15 protein-coding genes and 2 pseudogenes are annotated in these 16,551 nt (G+C 39.7%); 7 read left to right on the top strand and 10 right to left on the bottom strand.

Annotation, left to right across the window (positions count from 1 at the left end; translation table 11 throughout):
* Window positions 1-61 precede the first annotated feature (61 nt).
* Both CLV95_RS01050 and CLV95_RS01040 read right to left on the bottom strand, forming a co-directional pair.
* A complete protein-coding gene (locus CLV95_RS01050) occupies window positions 62-1,762 on the bottom strand; it encodes a hypothetical protein (protein WP_002731765.1) in 1,701 nt (566 codons plus the stop codon).
* A gap of 361 nt (window positions 1,763-2,123) precedes the next feature.
* Entirely contained in the window at window positions 2,124-3,287 is a 1,164-nt protein-coding gene (locus tag CLV95_RS01040; protein ID WP_002727128.1) for a DUF1577 domain-containing protein, read from the bottom strand.
* Between the two features lie 70 nt (window positions 3,288-3,357).
* Here CLV95_RS01040 and guaB point away from each other — a divergent pair, with 70 nt between their 5' ends.
* From guaB to CLV95_RS01025, 3 genes are read left to right on the top strand one after another with little or no spacing between them, the layout of a single operon-like run.
* Complete coding sequence (guaB, locus tag CLV95_RS01035) at window positions 3,358-4,884, top strand: IMP dehydrogenase (protein ID WP_016749677.1); 1,527 nt, start codon at window positions 3,358-3,360, stop codon at window positions 4,882-4,884.
* Between the two features lies 1 nt (window position 4,885).
* On the top strand, window positions 4,886-5,668 hold the full coding sequence (locus CLV95_RS01030; RefSeq protein WP_002727188.1) for an outer membrane lipoprotein-sorting protein: 783 nt from the start codon (window positions 4,886-4,888) through the stop codon (window positions 5,666-5,668).
* Window positions 5,669-5,677: 9 nt separating this feature from the next.
* On the top strand, window positions 5,678-6,367 hold the full coding sequence (locus CLV95_RS01025; protein WP_002727209.1) for a 16S rRNA (uracil(1498)-N(3))-methyltransferase: 690 nt from the start codon (window positions 5,678-5,680) through the stop codon (window positions 6,365-6,367).
* On the opposite strand, the pseudogene CLV95_RS01020 reads toward CLV95_RS01025, so the two are convergent.
* A pseudogene (locus CLV95_RS01020) lies at window positions 6,357-6,616 on the bottom strand (hypothetical protein). The gene CLV95_RS01025 and the pseudogene CLV95_RS01020 sit on opposite strands and share 11 nt — an antisense overlap.
* 92 nt (window positions 6,617-6,708) lie before the next feature.
* On the opposite strand from CLV95_RS01020, the gene CLV95_RS18685 reads away from it, so the two are divergent.
* The 4 genes from CLV95_RS18685 to CLV95_RS01005 all read left to right on the top strand — a co-directional run bounded on the left by CLV95_RS18685 (window position 6,709) and on the right by CLV95_RS01005 (window position 8,928).
* Window positions 6,709-6,861 (top strand): hypothetical protein, encoded by a 153-nt coding sequence (locus CLV95_RS18685; protein ID WP_002731936.1) that lies wholly within the window; start codon window positions 6,709-6,711, stop codon window positions 6,859-6,861.
* Window positions 6,862-6,917: 56 nt separating this feature from the next.
* Window positions 6,918-7,535, top strand: coding sequence for a thiamine phosphate synthase (locus CLV95_RS01015; RefSeq protein ID WP_002727211.1), 618 nt, complete (start codon window positions 6,918-6,920; stop codon window positions 7,533-7,535).
* 52 nt (window positions 7,536-7,587) lie between these two features.
* Window positions 7,588-8,415, top strand: a complete 828-nt coding sequence (locus CLV95_RS01010) for a WecB/TagA/CpsF family glycosyltransferase (RefSeq protein ID WP_002727195.1) — start codon at window positions 7,588-7,590, stop codon at window positions 8,413-8,415.
* Between the two features lie 126 nt (window positions 8,416-8,541).
* A complete protein-coding gene (locus tag CLV95_RS01005; RefSeq protein WP_026053927.1) occupies window positions 8,542-8,928 on the top strand; it encodes a hypothetical protein in 387 nt (128 codons plus the stop codon).
* Between the two features lie 428 nt (window positions 8,929-9,356).
* Here CLV95_RS01005 and lysS read toward each other — a convergent pair whose 3' ends face one another.
* From lysS to CLV95_RS00970, 7 genes and pseudogenes are all read right to left on the bottom strand, one after another.
* Window positions 9,357-10,844: a lysine--tRNA ligase gene (gene lysS / locus CLV95_RS01000; protein WP_002731865.1), complete on the bottom strand. Its 1,488-nt coding sequence runs from the start codon at window positions 10,842-10,844 to the stop codon at window positions 9,357-9,359.
* An 8-nt stretch (window positions 10,845-10,852) separates the two neighbouring features.
* On the bottom strand, window positions 10,853-11,503 hold the full coding sequence (locus CLV95_RS00995) for a hypothetical protein (protein WP_002727171.1): 651 nt from the start codon (window positions 11,501-11,503) through the stop codon (window positions 10,853-10,855).
* Window positions 11,504-11,582: 79 nt separating this feature from the next.
* On the bottom strand, window positions 11,583-13,721 hold the full coding sequence (locus CLV95_RS00990) for a glycosyltransferase family 2 protein (RefSeq protein ID WP_002727157.1): 2,139 nt from the start codon (window positions 13,719-13,721) through the stop codon (window positions 11,583-11,585).
* 136 nt (window positions 13,722-13,857) lie between these two features.
* Entirely contained in the window at window positions 13,858-14,748 is an 891-nt protein-coding gene (locus CLV95_RS00985; protein ID WP_002727139.1) for a polysaccharide deacetylase family protein, read from the bottom strand.
* A gap of 75 nt (window positions 14,749-14,823) precedes the next feature.
* Window positions 14,824-14,996 (bottom strand): annotated as a pseudogene (locus CLV95_RS00980) (DUF1993 family protein); the annotation flags it as partial.
* 749 nt (window positions 14,997-15,745) lie between these two features.
* Window positions 15,746-15,934 carry a hypothetical protein gene (locus tag CLV95_RS00975; RefSeq protein ID WP_002727174.1) on the bottom strand — a complete coding sequence of 63 codons (189 nt, stop codon included), beginning with the start codon at window positions 15,932-15,934 and terminating at the stop codon, window positions 15,746-15,748.
* 67 nt (window positions 15,935-16,001) lie between these two features.
* On the bottom strand, window positions 16,002-16,550 hold the full coding sequence (locus CLV95_RS00970; protein WP_002731871.1) for a tetratricopeptide repeat protein: 549 nt from the start codon (window positions 16,548-16,550) through the stop codon (window positions 16,002-16,004).
* Between the last annotated feature and the right edge of the window lies 1 nt (window position 16,551).

Below are 16,551 nucleotides of genomic sequence, written 5' to 3'. Positions count from 1 at the left end.
CGCTACCCAATTTTAGCAATCAAGATTCTTCCGAAAGAAAGAGGAGGTCGTTTTGAAAAAATTATAAATTTTTTAGATACCATTCCCGTCTATTTTTATCTTCTCCGCTTCGGAAGTAATAAGAATCGAATTCGGAAAATTTTTTCTTTCGGAGAATCGGATCAAGTCTTTTATATTCTTGTTTGTAAGCATCCAAATAAGATTCGAAATCCACCGCTCGAAACGAAGGAATTTTAAGAAGTTCTTTCATTACGGAAGGTGAATACATTAAAATCCTCCAAGGTGCGGAAAAATCTCCTGTGAGAAATTCGTCGTATTCCGTTTTAATCGGAAGTCCACTCGAATAGAGAAGAAGATGAACGTTTCTGTCCCGAAGATACTGTAACGGAGCGGGCTTTCCATGTCCGACTCTTTCTCGATTCTCAAATTCCATCCTTGCGATTACCGGATCGGTGAGGCCTGCTTCCGTTTCAATTGCCAAAATCGGATTTAAATAATAAATCAAAATACATTCCGAACCGGTAAAGGCGACTCGAACTTTGGAATTCTCAAAATGTTTTTTCCAGGGAAGAATTCGATTTCGGATTTGTTCCACCGATTCCCTTTTATAGATTTGATTTTCGTCCGCGATTCCGGACACGACCGGTAATGGAAGTCCTTTATAAATATCCCAACGTAATAGAATCAAAATCGGAATCGAATAAAAAATTATGTTCAGGTTTTTTTTCCCTTTAGAAAGAGATTCTCGAAGCGAAAGAATTTCTTGCTCTGTCCAAATGAAAACGATAGGAAGAATTGGAAGATAAAACCGGGAGAACATAAAATCCCCTCCGATCCAAGTGTAATAACCCGAATAAAGAATTGGAAATAAAACAAATAAAATCCAGCGAAAGTCCTTTTTTTTCTGAGTTGGAAAGGAATATTTTCGGATCGTTTGAAATAAAGAAAAGAAAAGAAATCCGACGATCGGGATCATTCCGTAGTACATCGTCAAAAAAGAACGGAGATAAACGAGGCCTTGTAGAAGATTGACGTTTCCTCCCGACTTCGCATAGAAAGTATTGGGAAGTAGGTTTCCATAATATTCCAATTTCCAAATATAGAAAAAGACTGGGGATAGATAGGTAATGCAAAAAATTCCGAAAGAAGGTTTTAAAAGTATCGAGCGTGCGTTATTTGGTCTTACTTCTTGGAAAAATTTTAGGATTAGAAAAATTCCGACGAGTAAGTGGAATAAAAGCCCGTCCGGTCGGTTAAGACAGCTCAATGAGGAAAAAACGATTCCGGGTAACATCTTGCAAAAAGTGACGGCTCCGGAATTTGTAAAATAATAAGAAGCGGCTAAGAATAGAAATCCGTGCAATGACGTTTCCAAGCCTCCGGTTGCAAAAACCCGATTGTGGTGGAGTAAAACGAAGCAGGAAAGTGCAAAAGGGAATTCCGTTCTTGAGAATTCCTTGCGAAAGAGAACCAAATAGATGCAGGTTCCCAAAAAAGAAAGGATTCCGAAAAAGTAACTTGCGTTTACGGGATCGATATGATCGGAAAGATGAAATGGAATGAATAGAATTGTCCAAAGAAAATTCGTATAACCCTCCACAAATTCCCCTTCATTAAAGACTAATCCTTTACCGTCGGCAAAATTTTTGGCATATCGTAAACTAATAAACGCGTCGTCCGAAATCCAACGCATCCGATAAGCGGATATAATGCCGAATAAAATCAGTAGAATCATAAAAATGAAATAAAAGATACGCTTCAAAATCGAGTTCCTTTGCCCATAAAGTAATGTTGGAGAGATACGTTGTTTTTTACGGTTTCCTTGTCGTAGATCGGGTTTTCGTCCACAAACTTGCAACTGAATGATTCAATTTACAAAAATATTTTCGAAAACGAAACGGGATGTTTGGCTCCAATCCGGGAAGATTATTTCCTTTTTTCAACCGATTCTGTGGTGAAAAGAGATTCTATTTTCGGTTATAAAACTCCGAGAAGGCTTCGGAATCAATCCGGAAAAATTCATTCTTTTTGAATGTAATGACTCTGTTTATGACCTATAAAAACGTATTATTTAGATATATTCAAACTCTTGAATGTTTTGGATGCCGGATTTTAATCCGAAATCAGGGTTGAATTTGGCCGCTTTCCGCGAGAAGTCGGTTGACGTTATCTATATATTTTTTTCTTTCCCCCGGCCTTGAGGAATTACCTTCGATCGAAAGGCCTACGTAAAGATTTCCCTCCACATCCTTGGTAATGGAACGAATGAGTCCAAAAGCGGTGAGAGGAGCCTGCATCTTAAAAAAGATATCAAACGTAAATCCTGCCCTTTTTGTAAGATCTTGATTTAAGTCCGGGTGATTGATTTTAACCTTTAGACCTCCCGTGGAAATATTCACAATTGGAAATCTTTCTTTCACTAAGATTGTGTTGGATTCTCGGATTCGATCCACCATTTCGAAAGTGAGGGTTTTAATTTCCATCACTTCCAAAATGTCGATTTCTCTGTTTCGATTTTGGGCGTGAACGAATCCGATTGGGATTGCCTGTTCCTCGTGACTCAAATAAATAACGGGAACAATCAGTTCGGACTTGATCTTTTGATTTGCATATTCTATGATTTTTTTACGAATGTCTTCCGAGTCCCCTAGTTCGGAAGCGTAGTCGATAAAACCTTCCTGATCATAGGCCGCATAACTTTCTTCCTTTTGAGTATTCGGAATGAAAAGAATTTTACGTGTTTTTTTGACGAGATCTAACTTGTCCCCGATCGTTCCGAACACGTCGATCTTTAGGAAGTCGTACTTTGATTTTAGTTTCGTTTCGTAGTCCGCAAAGTTTACCTTTACGGAGGTGGGAATGTTAAAAAGATTCGCGTCGATTGTAGTTCTGCTCGTACGGATGTTCGTAATCCAAACGGCTCCTTCGGGAGGCGAGATTCGGCTGAGACTTCTTTCTTTACTTGCAATCGAAATATCCGAAACGGAAAGAATCAATTGGTTGTTCGGTCTTTCGTCTATAACTTCGCAATTGAGCTCTACGTATTTTGCAAGAAGTTTTGTAAGGGTGATATGACTGTTTAACGGAAATGCATTTGGTATTTCCGTTTGAATCAGGATTTTTGTGGCGTCTTTAGAAACTTGTAGGATTTTAATGATCTGAATTGTGGAGCCCGGAACACGTGCGATGATATCTGTTTGTACGAGAAATTTCGAGATAATGTGAAACTTTTTAGTGGGGTCGGAGATTGTTTCCTTCTCCCTTTTTTTTCTCTGAATCGTTTCCATAGTTTTTCAAAGCGAACGAGGGGAAATTCTCTTGATCTTAGTTCTCAGTTTACCTTTTATGTACTAGGTAATGTCAAACCAAACTTACCGCGACTCCGAATATTTAGACGGACTATCCGGGGATGAATTATTTAGTCTTCAGATCGGTCTAACGTACAGAGATTTTCTCGTCCTCCCTGGATTTATCGACTTTCATCCGTCCGAAGTTGAGCTTGAAACCAGACTAACTCGAAATATAAGACTCAAGAGACCTTTTATAAGCTCTCCGATGGACACGGTAACAGAATCCCAAATGGCGATTGCGCAGGCTCTCATGGGAGGAATCGGAATCATTCATTACAACAACACGATCGAAGAGCAAGTCGCTCTTGTGGAAAAGGTAAAACGTTTTGAAAATGGATTCATTACGGATCCCGTAGTTTTAGGACCGAAGAACATTATCCGTGATTTGGATCGGATTAAAGAACACAAAGGATTTACGGGAATTCCGGTAACCGAAGACGGCACAAGAAATTCTAAACTGATCGGAATCGTTACGAATAGGGACATTGATTTTGAGAGGAATCGAGAAATCACTCTCGACGAAGTGATGACTAAGAATGTGATCACCGGTAAAGAGGGAATTACTTTGCAGGATGCGAACGACATCATAAAGAAATCTAAGATCGGAAAGCTTCCGATTGTGGATTCCGATGGAAAATTGGTGTCTCTTGTGAGCCGTTCCGACTTAAAGAAGAATAAAGAATTTCCGGATGCTTCAAAAGACGAAGGAAAAAGACTTCGTTGCGGCGCTGCAGTTTCCACTCTTCTGGAATCTAGAGATAGGGTGGCGGCACTTTATGAAGCGGGAGTCGATGTAATCATCATCGATTCCGCGCAAGGGAACTCGAATTATCAGATCGAAATGATTCAGTTCATCAAAAAGGAATTTAAGAATTTGGATATAGTTGCGGGGAATGTGGTGACTCGTGCACAAGCGGAGAATTTGATTCGAGCCGGCGCAGATGGACTTCGAATCGGAATGGGGCCGGGATCCATTTGTATCACACAGGATACGATGGCCGTCGGACGAGCTCAGGCGACTGCGGTCTATCAAACCGCAAAACATGCCGCAAAATACGATGTTCCCGTCATGGCGGACGGGGGAATTTCTAATATCGGTGATATCGCGAATTCTCTCGCAATCGGCGCTTCTACTTGTATGATGGGATTTATGTTCGCCGGGACCACGGAAGCTCCCGGAGAGTATTTTTATGAGAACGGAATTCGTCTTAAGAAATATAGGGGAATGGCGTCGATCGAAGCGATGAAAGCAGGCGGTGATAAACGTTACTTTAATGAAGGTCAAAAGGTAAAGGTCGCTCAAGGTGTCAGCGGGTCGGTCGTGGATAGAGGATCGATTTTGAACTTTATTCCGTATTTATCCCAAGGTCTTAGGTTGTCCTTTCAAGATATGGGTTATAAATCGATACCTGAAATTCATAAAGCTCTTCGGGAGGGGAAGCTTCGTTTTGAAAGAAGATCCGAATCCGCACAGGCTCAAGGTTCTGTTCATGGTCTTTATTCTTTCAGCGCGCCGACGATGAGGGCGGAATAAATTGGATCGGATTCTTGCGTTTATGGTAGGTCTTTTTGCTCTCACTGTGCTAAGCAAAGAGACAAATTCGCAAGGATCCAATGTGAGGATCGCCCAAGAGTTAGTGGCCAGACTTGATCAGGCTCTCGTAAAATCCAACCAAGGTTTGATCAAAGGAAACCTAATTCTCATTCGACGCAGCGGAGAAACCTGGAGTTGGGACGTAAACATGTTCCGGAAAGAAGAAGACACGCTCTATTTATTTGAAAGTAGGGGAAGGGGACTTGAATACAAGATATTGATTAAGGACGAGGGAGAACTGATCTATACATTCAACGTGCTTTCCAAAAAGATATTTCGAAAAGTGGACGAGGAAAAATACGAGTCCCACTTAGCGACCGGATTCAGTTTCATCGATTTATCCGGCGCTTCCTATCAAGCCAATTATAATCCGATCGTTCAAAGCGATCTAAAAATTGCCGATCAAACTTTCAAAAGGATTACGCTCAAGCCGATCATACCGTATTTTTATTCCAAATTGATTCTGCTTTTGAATTTGGATTCTTTAAAACCCACACGATTGGATTTTCACGATCGGGACGGGGTATTGTTCAAAACGATGAACATCAAATACGGACTCATAAAAGTGAAACAAAATCAAAAGACTACAAAGGAAGAATACGCAAGCCGACTCGAGATGTTGGACTTGAATACCGGATCTATTAGTGTATTGGAATATACGGAAATAGATAAGGAAGTAAAACCGGATTCTTCTTTGTTCGAACTTGCGAACTTGAATCGATAAGGACTTATTTTGGAAGAAGCGATTCTTTTCAGAAGAGAATTTCTCTGCGAACCGCAGTTTTGTTTGAATAAAGAGGAGGTTTCTCATTTAAAGGCTCTTCGGATTTTTTCCGAGGATAAAAATCTTAGAATATTAAACGGAATTGGATCGGAATGGATCTACGAAGTAAAGGGAAATTCACGACAAGGAATTCTCAAAAAAACCGAGGTTCACGTAAAACCGGAATCTATTTCCGCGATCGCGACGGCGATTCCTAAAGGGAATCGTTTGGAATGGCTTTTACAAAAAGGAACCGAGCTGGGTTTAAGTCGTTTTTATTTTTTAAACTTTGAACAATCGGATCGAAGGGATTTTAATTTGAGTCGAGCTCAAAAGATCGTGGAGGAGGCGTCGATCCAATCGAAAAGAATTTTTCTTCCCGAAGTATTTGTTCCGGTTTCCTTAAACGAATTTTTAAATTTGCAGGAAAACCTAAATCTTTCCATTTATCAATTCGATCCGAAGGGAAAATCGGAACCGAAACCGGAATTTTTTCAAAATTCGATTTGGATTGTGGGACCGGAAGGCGGATTTCGTGAAAAGGAAATTCGTTTATTACGAGAAAAGAATATACTCGGGGTTAAAGCGGGAAACGCTATTTTAAAAATCGAGACCGCGGGAATTTTTGCGGCCTCGTTGTTTCGCTATTTTAACGATTGAGGTTGCTCAATTGAAGATACAAACCGAGAACGTTGCAGTTTGTTGTACAAGCGCTTGTAAATTCGCATTTGTTGCGTTTGTTCCGTAAGTCGCTCCACAAGCTGCGTTACAGGAATCGATCGTTCCACCGGGGCCACAATATAAAATATAGTTAAAAAGAGCTTTTTCCTTTGTTTCGTCCTTTCTTGAGTTACACATCAAGACGAAAAAAAAGGATAAGAAAAGTAAAATCGAAGATAATTTCCTCATAAATGTATGGTTGTTCGTTCTGGAATTCCGCGTAAATCAAAAAAGATTGGACGTTAAAGATTCTTAAGTAAAACTTTCTAGAGAGCCTATTTATGAAAGTAAAGGTAAAATTATTTACTTCCTTTGAATTGGAATCTATTAGAATTTTTTCTCTATTAGAATATTTGAAACTTATTTCCGGCGTGTTTGCCATTCAAAATAAGTTGGGGATTCTTTTGGGAAAAAATTTGAAGTTAGGTCAATGAGAGATTGTTTGGGGTAGTAAAACTTGTCGCTACAAATTCAAACTCCTGTTTGGCCGTTGCCTGGAATTTATCCGATTCTTGATTGGGATTTTTGTAAAAGGAAAAACCTCGATCTTTTAACTCTCCCCAGGATTTGGTTGGAATATCCGGATCTCGTTCCTTTTGTTCAGATCCGCGCCAAGTCGGCTTCTATTCTCGAATTGGAATTTCTTGTTAAGTCCCTTCAGGATCGATATCCTCGCTTACTTTTGATTTTAAACGATTTTTGGGAACAAGCGATCGAATGGAATTGTTTTGGCGCTCATGTTGGAAAAGAAGATTATGAGGCTTTGAATTCCGAAGAAAAGAAAGTTTTATTCAACTCGAAGCTCTATCTCGGAACCTCGTCTCATACGTTGGAGGAAGTGAACGGATTGGATTCTTCCCTTTGGAATTATACCGGGCTTGGGCCGATTTTTCCTACCGATAATAAAGAAGATGCAAAGCCCGCAATCGGGACGGAAATTTTAGGGAAAGTTACAAGGGAATCCCTATTACCTGTAACTTTAATCGGTGGAATCCAAGTTGGAAATTTGGATCTGATTTTGAAAAAGGGGGCGTTTTTACTTTCAAGTATCTCTATGGCTTGTTTAGAAAGAGAATTTAGAGCGGCTGCAACGAAAATACGAAAGTAAAATCGCTAAGTTTCAATTGACTTTGAACTTATGTCTTATAGGATGCCTTTAGATGAAGAAGCCGGATGAAATCGTACATCTCTCCGCCAAAGACGATAGGGATTATCTTTTAGATTATCAGGTCATTCAAACGGAAACATTAGGAAAAACCGATATTCTCGGGGTTCCATTTGATAATGTGACCCAGGATGAGTCTGTTGCCAAGATTTATAGGCTCTTAGAGGAAAAAGAAAAGTTTCATCACATTCTTTTTTTGGATCCGGTCAAAATCATGTCGGTTCGAAAGGGGAAAAAACTCCATAGAATCACGGAAAAGGCGACTATGATTCTTGCGGAAGGAGCAGGACTGCAGTGGGCTGCAGCCCGTCTAGGCAGGGTTCTGAAAGAACGGATTTCTACGATTGCTTTGATGATGGATCTGGTTCGCCTTTGTGAACTCAGAAATTATTCCATTTTCATGCTCGGTGGTAAAGAGGATGTTATTGAAAAGGTTTATTTTACTCTTTCCAGACATTTTCCCGGGGTGAGAATTGTTGGAAGACACGCAGGATATATGAATCCCCAAAGGGAGTTGATGGTAAAGGAATCGATTCGTAAGACGAGTCCGAATCTCATTTTTCTTGCTATGGATTTTCCGGAACAGGAAATCTGGATCGAAAATAATACGGCTTTTTTCGGTCATTCCGTAATCATCGGAGTCAGCGGCTCCTTAGATATTCTTTCCGGTAAGGTAAGAAAAGCTCCTAACTTTTTCAAACTCAGAGGATTGGTTTGGCTGTGGAGAATTTTGAGCAAACCTTGGAGATTATTCCGCTTTTTTAGAATGTTTCAGTTTTTTACGGTCGTATTTTTTAAATCTCTCTTTCAAAAAAAATCTTAAAAAGCGATTTTCCCTTTTTGGTTTGTCGGAAAATATTCTAAAAGAGTATATTCTTTTTCCTAAATATACCTCCTATTATAGGAAAAAGAATTGATTTCGATCTTTTTCACATGGATTCTTCTGAGCATGACGGATATTTCTTTTCTTGCGTTGATCGCCACAACCCTGGTCGGTTTCGGTTCCCTTTTCAGATTTCTTCATGTAATCTGGAAACAATTATTCTCTCAAACTCAGGAATTGAAGTTGGAATTGAAAACGGAAATTCAGGAATTGAGAAAGGAAACGAAAACGAATATCCAGGATTTGAGAAAAGAAACAAAAACGGAAATTCATGAGTTGAAGACGGAAATGGCAAGCTTCCGATCCGAGGTCAAAAAGGACTTTCACCGTTTCGAAGTTCGTTTTGAGACTGCAAATTCCGCGCTGAGAGATCGAATCGACGTTTTAGTCGATACGTTGGCGATCCGATTTATAGAAGATCTGCCTCGCAAAAAGAAACGTCTTCCGGGATAATTGATTCATTGCAGCCTCAAAACCTTTCCACTCGGTTTTCATGGAGTGAATTGGTTGCAAATTTCCTGATCCGGTTTTGCGCATCTTAGAATGAGCTACGAAATCTTGATGATTCAAACGGACAGTTTTTTCGTGACCGGAGTTATTCCATAACCTTACCCACAAATTAAAAAGGCTTTTGAGATAATAAGGATCAAAAACTGATATTTTTCAAGTGTTCCGACAAGAATGATACTTTTTACTTGCAAGAAGTATGATTTTTTAATAGAGAAAAATTTCCCGAGTCTTCCACCTATTTCGCGACCCGTAGAGAGCGAAATAGAGTTTATTCGTCCCACCACCCAAAATTAGGGAGGAGGTAAGTTTCACTGTCGTAATTCCGACAGATTTATCTTCGGATCCAAGTACTTGTGGGTAAGGTTATGGAGTTATTCCGGTCTCATCAATGGAAACAGAATGGTATCCCGAATAGAATGGGAATTGGTCAAAAGCATTACCAAACGGTCTATTCCGATTCCGAGTCCTCCCGTCGGAGGCATTCCGTATTCCAACGCGCGTATATAATCCTCATCCATCATAAATGCCTCATCGTCTCCAGCTTCTCTTTGTTGAACCTGATCTTCGAATCTTTCTTTCTGATCGAAAGGATCGTTTAACTCCGTGAATGCGTTTCCGATTTCCCTTCCGGCTACGTAAGGTTCAAATCGTTCCACATAACCCGGCTTATCCGGATTGGATTTTGCGAGAGGAGAGAGTTCTTTCGGATAATCGATGATAAAAACGGGCTGGATTAGATTCGGTTCCGCTTTTTCGGAAAAGACCTCGTCCGCCACTTTCCAGATTGTATTACATTTGGAAACGTCCACATTCAATTCGGAGGCTTTTTTCTTCGCTTCTTCCAAAGAAGTGATCAGACTGAAATCGATTCCGCTATATTCTTTGATGATATCCGTATAAGTTATTTTTCTCCAAGGAGGAGAAAGATCGATCAGATCTTTGCCGTATTGAATTTTTAATGCTCCGTGGATTTTTTGCGCTAAGTGTGTGATAAGTCTTTCGGTAAGGTCAAGCATCGTATTCATGTCCGCGAATGCGATGTATGCTTCCATCATCGTAAATTCAGGGTTATGTTTTGTCGAGGTTCCTTCGTTTCTAAAATTTCGATTGAGTTCGAAAACTCGATCCATACCTCCCACGATCAAACGTTTAAGATAAAGTTCGGGAGCGATTCTTAAAAACAACTGCATGTCCAGTGTGTTATGATGGGTTACGAAAGGTCTTGCCGCAGCACCTCCTGCGATCGGTTGCATCATCGGAGTTTCCACCTCTAAAAAACCTTCGTTGGTGAGAAAATTTCTGATTTCAGAAACGATCCGGCTTCTCGTGATGAACGTATCTCTGACATGATCGTTTACCACAAGATCCACGTACCGCATTCTATATCTCTGTTCTACGTCGGCAAATGCGTCGTATATTACTCCGTCTTTCTCTTTTACCACGGGAAGAGGGCGAATACATTTGGCGAGAAGTTCCACAGATGTGACGTGTAACGTGACTTCTCCTTTTTGGGTTTTAAAAAGATAACCTTCCAGTCCGATGATATCTCCCAGGTCGAGAGATTTAAAAATTGAGTAGGAAATTTCCCCTAAATCGTCGCGGGTTGCATAAAGTTGAATGATTCCTGTGCTGTCTTTGAGATGGGCGAAACTCGCTTTTCCCATCACTCTTTTAGAATGTAATCTTCCGCCTAATTTGAATTTGGTTTCCGGTCCGGTAGGATCTTTTTCGAACTTCTCAACGATGTCTTTCGATTTTGAGTCCGGAAAAAAACGAACCGGGTACGGATTGATTCCCTGTTTTTTTAAGTCTTCGATCTTTTGAATTCTTTGTTGGATGAGTTCGTTTGAGTCTAACATTTTAGATTTTATTTTCCTAAGAGTATTTGATAAAACATTCTGGCTATATTTAAAAAGACAATTTCGAATCCTTCTTCGCTTAAGAACCAATTTCCAAGTCCGATTTTATCCGACAAAGGGACCACATGAATTTTTAAACCCGCCGGACCCAATACGGATTCATAGAGCTTTTGATTTAGAGATGATTCGAATCTTTTGGAGAGGATAAGAATATTCTTAAATTGTCTATCCAGACAGATTTTTAGAAGAGATTTAGGGAAATTCCTCGCGCCGATCGGATACGATTCGAGTTTATAGATTAGAATTTTCGATTCTTCAACGCCTAAGGCCACTAGTGAATTTTGGATTTCGGCCGTTAAATCTTGAATCACACCTAAGTTGGAGTTTGTTGTGGCGGGGGAATAAAGAACGATGAGTATTCCCGCGTATCCTTTTTTGAATCCGTCGGCTGCATTCTTGAGTATGTCTTGCGGGATTGTTTCCTTCGCCTCCAGTACTAGGACATCGCTTTTCGGAAAGGGACGGTCTAGGATCAAAAAGAGAGGGCTTAAGGCGATCAATCCGAAGATTAAAAGTAAACTGAGAAAGAATCCGGAAAAAAATAACCGCGCTTTGTGTAAAACTTCCTGTACGGATATCGGTCCTGGATGTGCAGACATATAAAACGAGAGTTTTTTCCAGGAATCAAATTACAAGAGGAAATTAGGAGATACCCCTTCCCTATTTTTTGTTTGTAGATTATGGTTCTCCTTCCAGATCGATTGTAACCCTGGGTTCTACCAAATGAGCGACCTTTTCAGAGATCTCCACCGGAGGTTTATTTATGGAAAGCAGAATGTCTTCCCAACAGAATCGGAGCCCTATAAACTTAATGATTCCATAACCTAGGAGGAAAGCGTTTCCTAAGTTGTAGATCGAATAAATCCAGTTTTTGTGCAGATAGTTCGTGATAAATCCGAAAAGCAATTGGGCTAAAAGAGAATATTCGGCGACTACGTAAAGGGCGGGAATCGCAGTCCTGCCGATCACTTTCGGAGTTCTACTGAATGGGATTTGCTTTCCCGTAATTGCCTGGTTGATCGACATGAAAACACCAGCTAAGTTTACGGGAATCAAGAGTAAGTTGAGAGAATAGACCTGAATTAGATCTATCCACTTATATCCGATTCTTACTAAGTCCATCCCGTATAAGATGAAATATGGAAGAGAAGAGACCGCTATCCAATACGTTTCCATTCCTTCTCCCAGAGGACTGCCCATAAGAATGACAAGGCCTATGTTCACTGCCGCGATCGATCCGAGATAGTGGACTCGAAAAAAAGCTTCCATGAATTTTACAAAACTCCAGGGTCGTCGAAATACGTAACGAAGAAGTTTTGGAAGAATGATGAGACCTCCATTAGCCCATCTTCTTCTTTGAATTAAAAGTGATCCGAAGTCAGGAGGAGTTGCACTGTAAGCGAGCCTTTCCGGATAGTTATAGAGATTCCAATTTACATCTAAAAGATCGATGCTTGATTCCGTGTCTTCGATGACCGTGTTATCTTGAATGTATTTATGAATTTGAAAACCGCGTTCTTCGTAAACGGTCCTGATATCCAGAAGGGCTTTGTAGCGAAGCATCGCGTTTGCACCTACCCAGAACGTGGCTCCGAAATGAGTGAACCCTTGATGAATCTGATACTGAATGTCTGTGGTCGCTCCGGCCATGTTTTCTAAAACGTTAAGCGATCCTGAAAAAGAACTGTAAGGAGTCTGTGCCACGGCGATTTTTTCATTTTTGGGAGAGGACAGGACGTGGGACAATTTCAGAATGTAATCGGGGAGAAGAACACTGTCTGCGTCTAAGGTAACGAGCAAATCCGCCTCGGGAATTTCAAAAGAAAAATCGGTATTGTTGGATTCTTCCAAAAAAATTCCGTGAGAATCTTCTCGTTCTTTCCATCTTTTTCCCAAGAGGGCTATGTAGCTGTTCAGGTTCATTGCTTTGTTGGGAAGATGGGAAAGGTTCAGGTATTTCTTTCTTTCAAAAGTGGAAAAATTTACGCAAAATAAAGACGCAAGACGATTGTATTCTTTTTCGATTCTTTTCGAATCGGCTCCGCCTTTCGCCCAAAGCGACTCCAGTTCGGAAACTCTCTCTAAATGAAGTATGCTCCATTCCTTAAAAAAGAAATCCCTCATAAAAGCGCGGATATGTTCCGGTAGTTCCTTTTGGATCGCAGGATCGTCGTATGAGTTCACTTGATTTTGAAACCAAAAAGTGACGTCCTTATAAAGTTGAATCAAACGTTCCGTTTCTTTCAAAGGTTTCGATTTGTGGGCAAACTTACGTTCCAGATATTCCTTCCGGGCTTGAATGAAAGGATAAGCAGTATCGTTGAATTTCCTTTGGAGAGAATTCGGTAACGCTCTCATATTTTGTAGAGATTCAAAATCCGCATAACTTTTTGGTTTTGGAGGATCGTCGATGAGTAATACGACTCTCCGATTCGGATAATCTTGAAGTGCCGCAGAAAGAAGAGTTTCGCGAACGACATCTAACTCTTCCTTGTAGGAAGGGACCAATACCACCAAGGGAGGACAATCCTGTTTATAGATTTTTTCTAACTCTGCCCGGCTTATGGGGGAATGTTTCAAAAGTCTTTTGAAGTAGCCGATTCGGGTAAATTGATAAACGAAGTTACCGTAAGTCAGAAGGGTGATGGTGATGAAAAACGCGACTTGTCCTATAGCCGCGAACGGTCTATGATCAAGAAGCTGTTCCCAGAAAATTCCAAACATCTCGAAACCCGCGAAAGAGCAGGCGACGATTGTTAAGAGAAGAAAAATTTTTGTGATCCAGATTTGGTTCCGGTAATATCGGCTGTTCTTCAAATGTGTGGATTCCGTTGCAGTGATGCTCATTCAAATTTACTTAGATTTACAATAAACAAAACTATACTTCCACGATGAAATCATAATAATTCTCCAAGAAAGAAAAATTTATTTTGGGAGATAAATTTAAAAAATTTTAATAGGAATAGGGAGAATTTCCCTGTGTGGGTTTTTTAGACTTTTGGCATACGATGTATCTTGGATTTTCCAATTGTTTAATAAAAGAAGTAAGATCACATTTTCCATCTATGAAGACACGTTTGATTCTCAAAGGATCTCCCCCCGGTAGATTGGTTCCATCCTCCGTCGTAAGTATCGCTTTATAACCTGACTGCACCGCTAACTGTACGAGTTTATCATTATACCAGCCGCAGGGCCAAGCTATATAGTCGACAAGGATGTCTAACTTGGATTCTAGAATTCTTTTGGATTCTTTCAGTTCAAAGAGGGCATCTTTTTCACTTTTTCCATCGACACGGTTGTCGACCCAAGTCACCAAGTTATCATTTGGATTCCAGGGGTGGCTGTAGGTATGAGATCCGATTTCAAATCGAGGATTCTTGGCAAGTTCTTGGATGTCGGACCATTCCAGATATTCTCCGTTTCCAATACCCTTCGGGCCGGCTATGATCCAAAAAGAAGCCGGAAAGGAGTATCGATTGAGTACTGGAACTGCGTTTAAGACGTTTTTCCAACCGTCGTCGAAGTTTAAAACCACGGACTTGTCCGGTAAAACTTTTTCTTTCCGTATATAAGAAAGAAGGTCTTTCATCGTAATCGGGTTATAACCTTTGGAAAAAAGATATTTCATCTGTTCTTCGAACTTTTGCAGAGAAATCACGGTTTCTCCGGATTCTTTTTTGGGATCGGTTACGATCTCGTGATAGATAAGAATCGGGATTCCGTTCGGATTTGTTTTTGAGGAGGTTTTGGGTTCCCGAAAAGGAGAATTACAAACATTGAATGTGATCCAAAACGTTCCGATCCAAAAAATCGGCCATCTTAGAATTACGAAAGACTGTTTCAAGAAGTCCTCTGTGAGTGTGGTTTACTTTTAAGCGGCATTTTGCCGAGGTAATTTTTCTTTCCGATATCGATCCGGTTTTGCCGTATCGCAGACGGTTTGAATCTGTTTGATAGATGGAACTGATCGGGGGCCGACCTAAAGTTCGGTAGGACTTGGGTATTGAACTTTTTAGGTTCTGCGTGTTTCAGGATAAGTTTTAGATTTTTGAGCATTTTGGAAAATTGAAAAATCGTGATTTCATAGAACATAAGCTTTGTCGCTTATCATTTTTCTCATTTTTTGGAAAGGCTTCCATCGAGATAGAATTTTTCGATAAGATGACGAGTTGCGTATTGGAACTTTTGTAGTTTTTTAACGTCAATTCGGTATAACTAATGCGAAAGCGATTATTATGCTACAATTCGCAGGAACAACACTTTCGTTTGAAAAAACTTAGAACCCGTCTCAAAACCTTAGGAATGTAGGAGCTATTACAATAGAGTTGTTGAAAAATTCCATAATTCAGATTAACGAAACTGCTTGAATCGACCGTTTTTATGAAACGGAAACAGATGAAGAATTAATTTTTCAACAACTCTAATTTTAAACGACGGGAAAAAACCTTCAATACGACGGTTTCTGTGGGAACTCTCACGTTTTTTAAAAATTTGCCGGATCGTTTAGAGATATTTTTCTTCAGGTTTTGAGACCGGCTCTAAGGTGAAACGCTTTTTACGAAAGTGTTTCAGGTCACGAGCTATTTTAGTTAACGTAAGTTCGGTGGTTGGAAATTCATTTTTCTAAAAAAGTTGGAATCTAAACTTTACAGATCGATTCCTGAAATACGAGAACTACTGTAATCATCATTTTACGAACAAATTCTAAAATTGTAGGAACTCATACTTTTAGGGCGTCTCTATAAAAATCCAAAAATTTAGATTCTAAGGTCAAATCTAGATGAAATCACCGTTTTCAAAGCGATCGTCCTATGAAAAATTCATTTTATATTAGAAGCTTCTCAAAACACTTTATCTTTGCTTAAAACGTCGATTCCAATCATTCTAAGATATTTTTGAAATAGTTCTAGAAAATTTTTTCTCATTTTCTCCGCGAATTCACGTTCAAATAGAGAAGTTCTTACAAAATTGTACCGAATCCGGAATTGTTGGTTTTTTAAGAAGGTCCTACATTCTAACTTTTGAAACAAACTGATTTGATTACGGTATTCTTTTCATGCGTTCGAGCGGCAACAACCTCACTCGTCTGAAATCTTCTTATCTTTTTCTAAAAAACACGGAATAACCTAGGAGTGTCAAAAGAATTCCCAAATTTAAAAAAGTAATCCATTGAACGTTACTAATTTGATCTTTAATCTCTTCTAAACCACTTGATATTCCTTCATTAGTAGGAATTATTGAAACAGGAGAGACTCTTTCCGTATTTTCGATAATTCTTGCGGGCAGTCTTAAATTTTTTCCTTTTGGAATACTGTTTAAGTTGTTAAGGCATTTTCGAATCTGACTTTTAACGTGAGGATTGTTTGCCCATTCCTTATCAACTTTCGAATAGTAACTCAAAGCTAAGTCGATGGATCCTTTTTGAAAAAAACTGTCCGCATAAGCAATCCACAATTTGTTCTGATATAATTGTAAAACCGCGTCGTCTGGATAAATTTTTAAAAAATCCGATAAACTTTCCTGTGCAGTTTTTAGATTTCCTCTTTCAATATAAGATTTTATACTTTGATACGGTTTGCTAAATTCTTCTCCGATGAGATCAAAGGCGAAAAGTAGAATGAGTAAATAGATAAAAGTTCCTTTCATG

The sequence above is a fragment of the Leptospira borgpetersenii serovar Javanica genome, from assembly GCF_003046425.1.
Classification (GTDB): Bacteria; Spirochaetota; Leptospiria; order Leptospirales; family Leptospiraceae; genus Leptospira; species Leptospira borgpetersenii.
The sequence above is the reverse complement of the archived record's forward strand: the minus strand, read 5'-3'. Positions and strand labels throughout refer to the sequence as shown.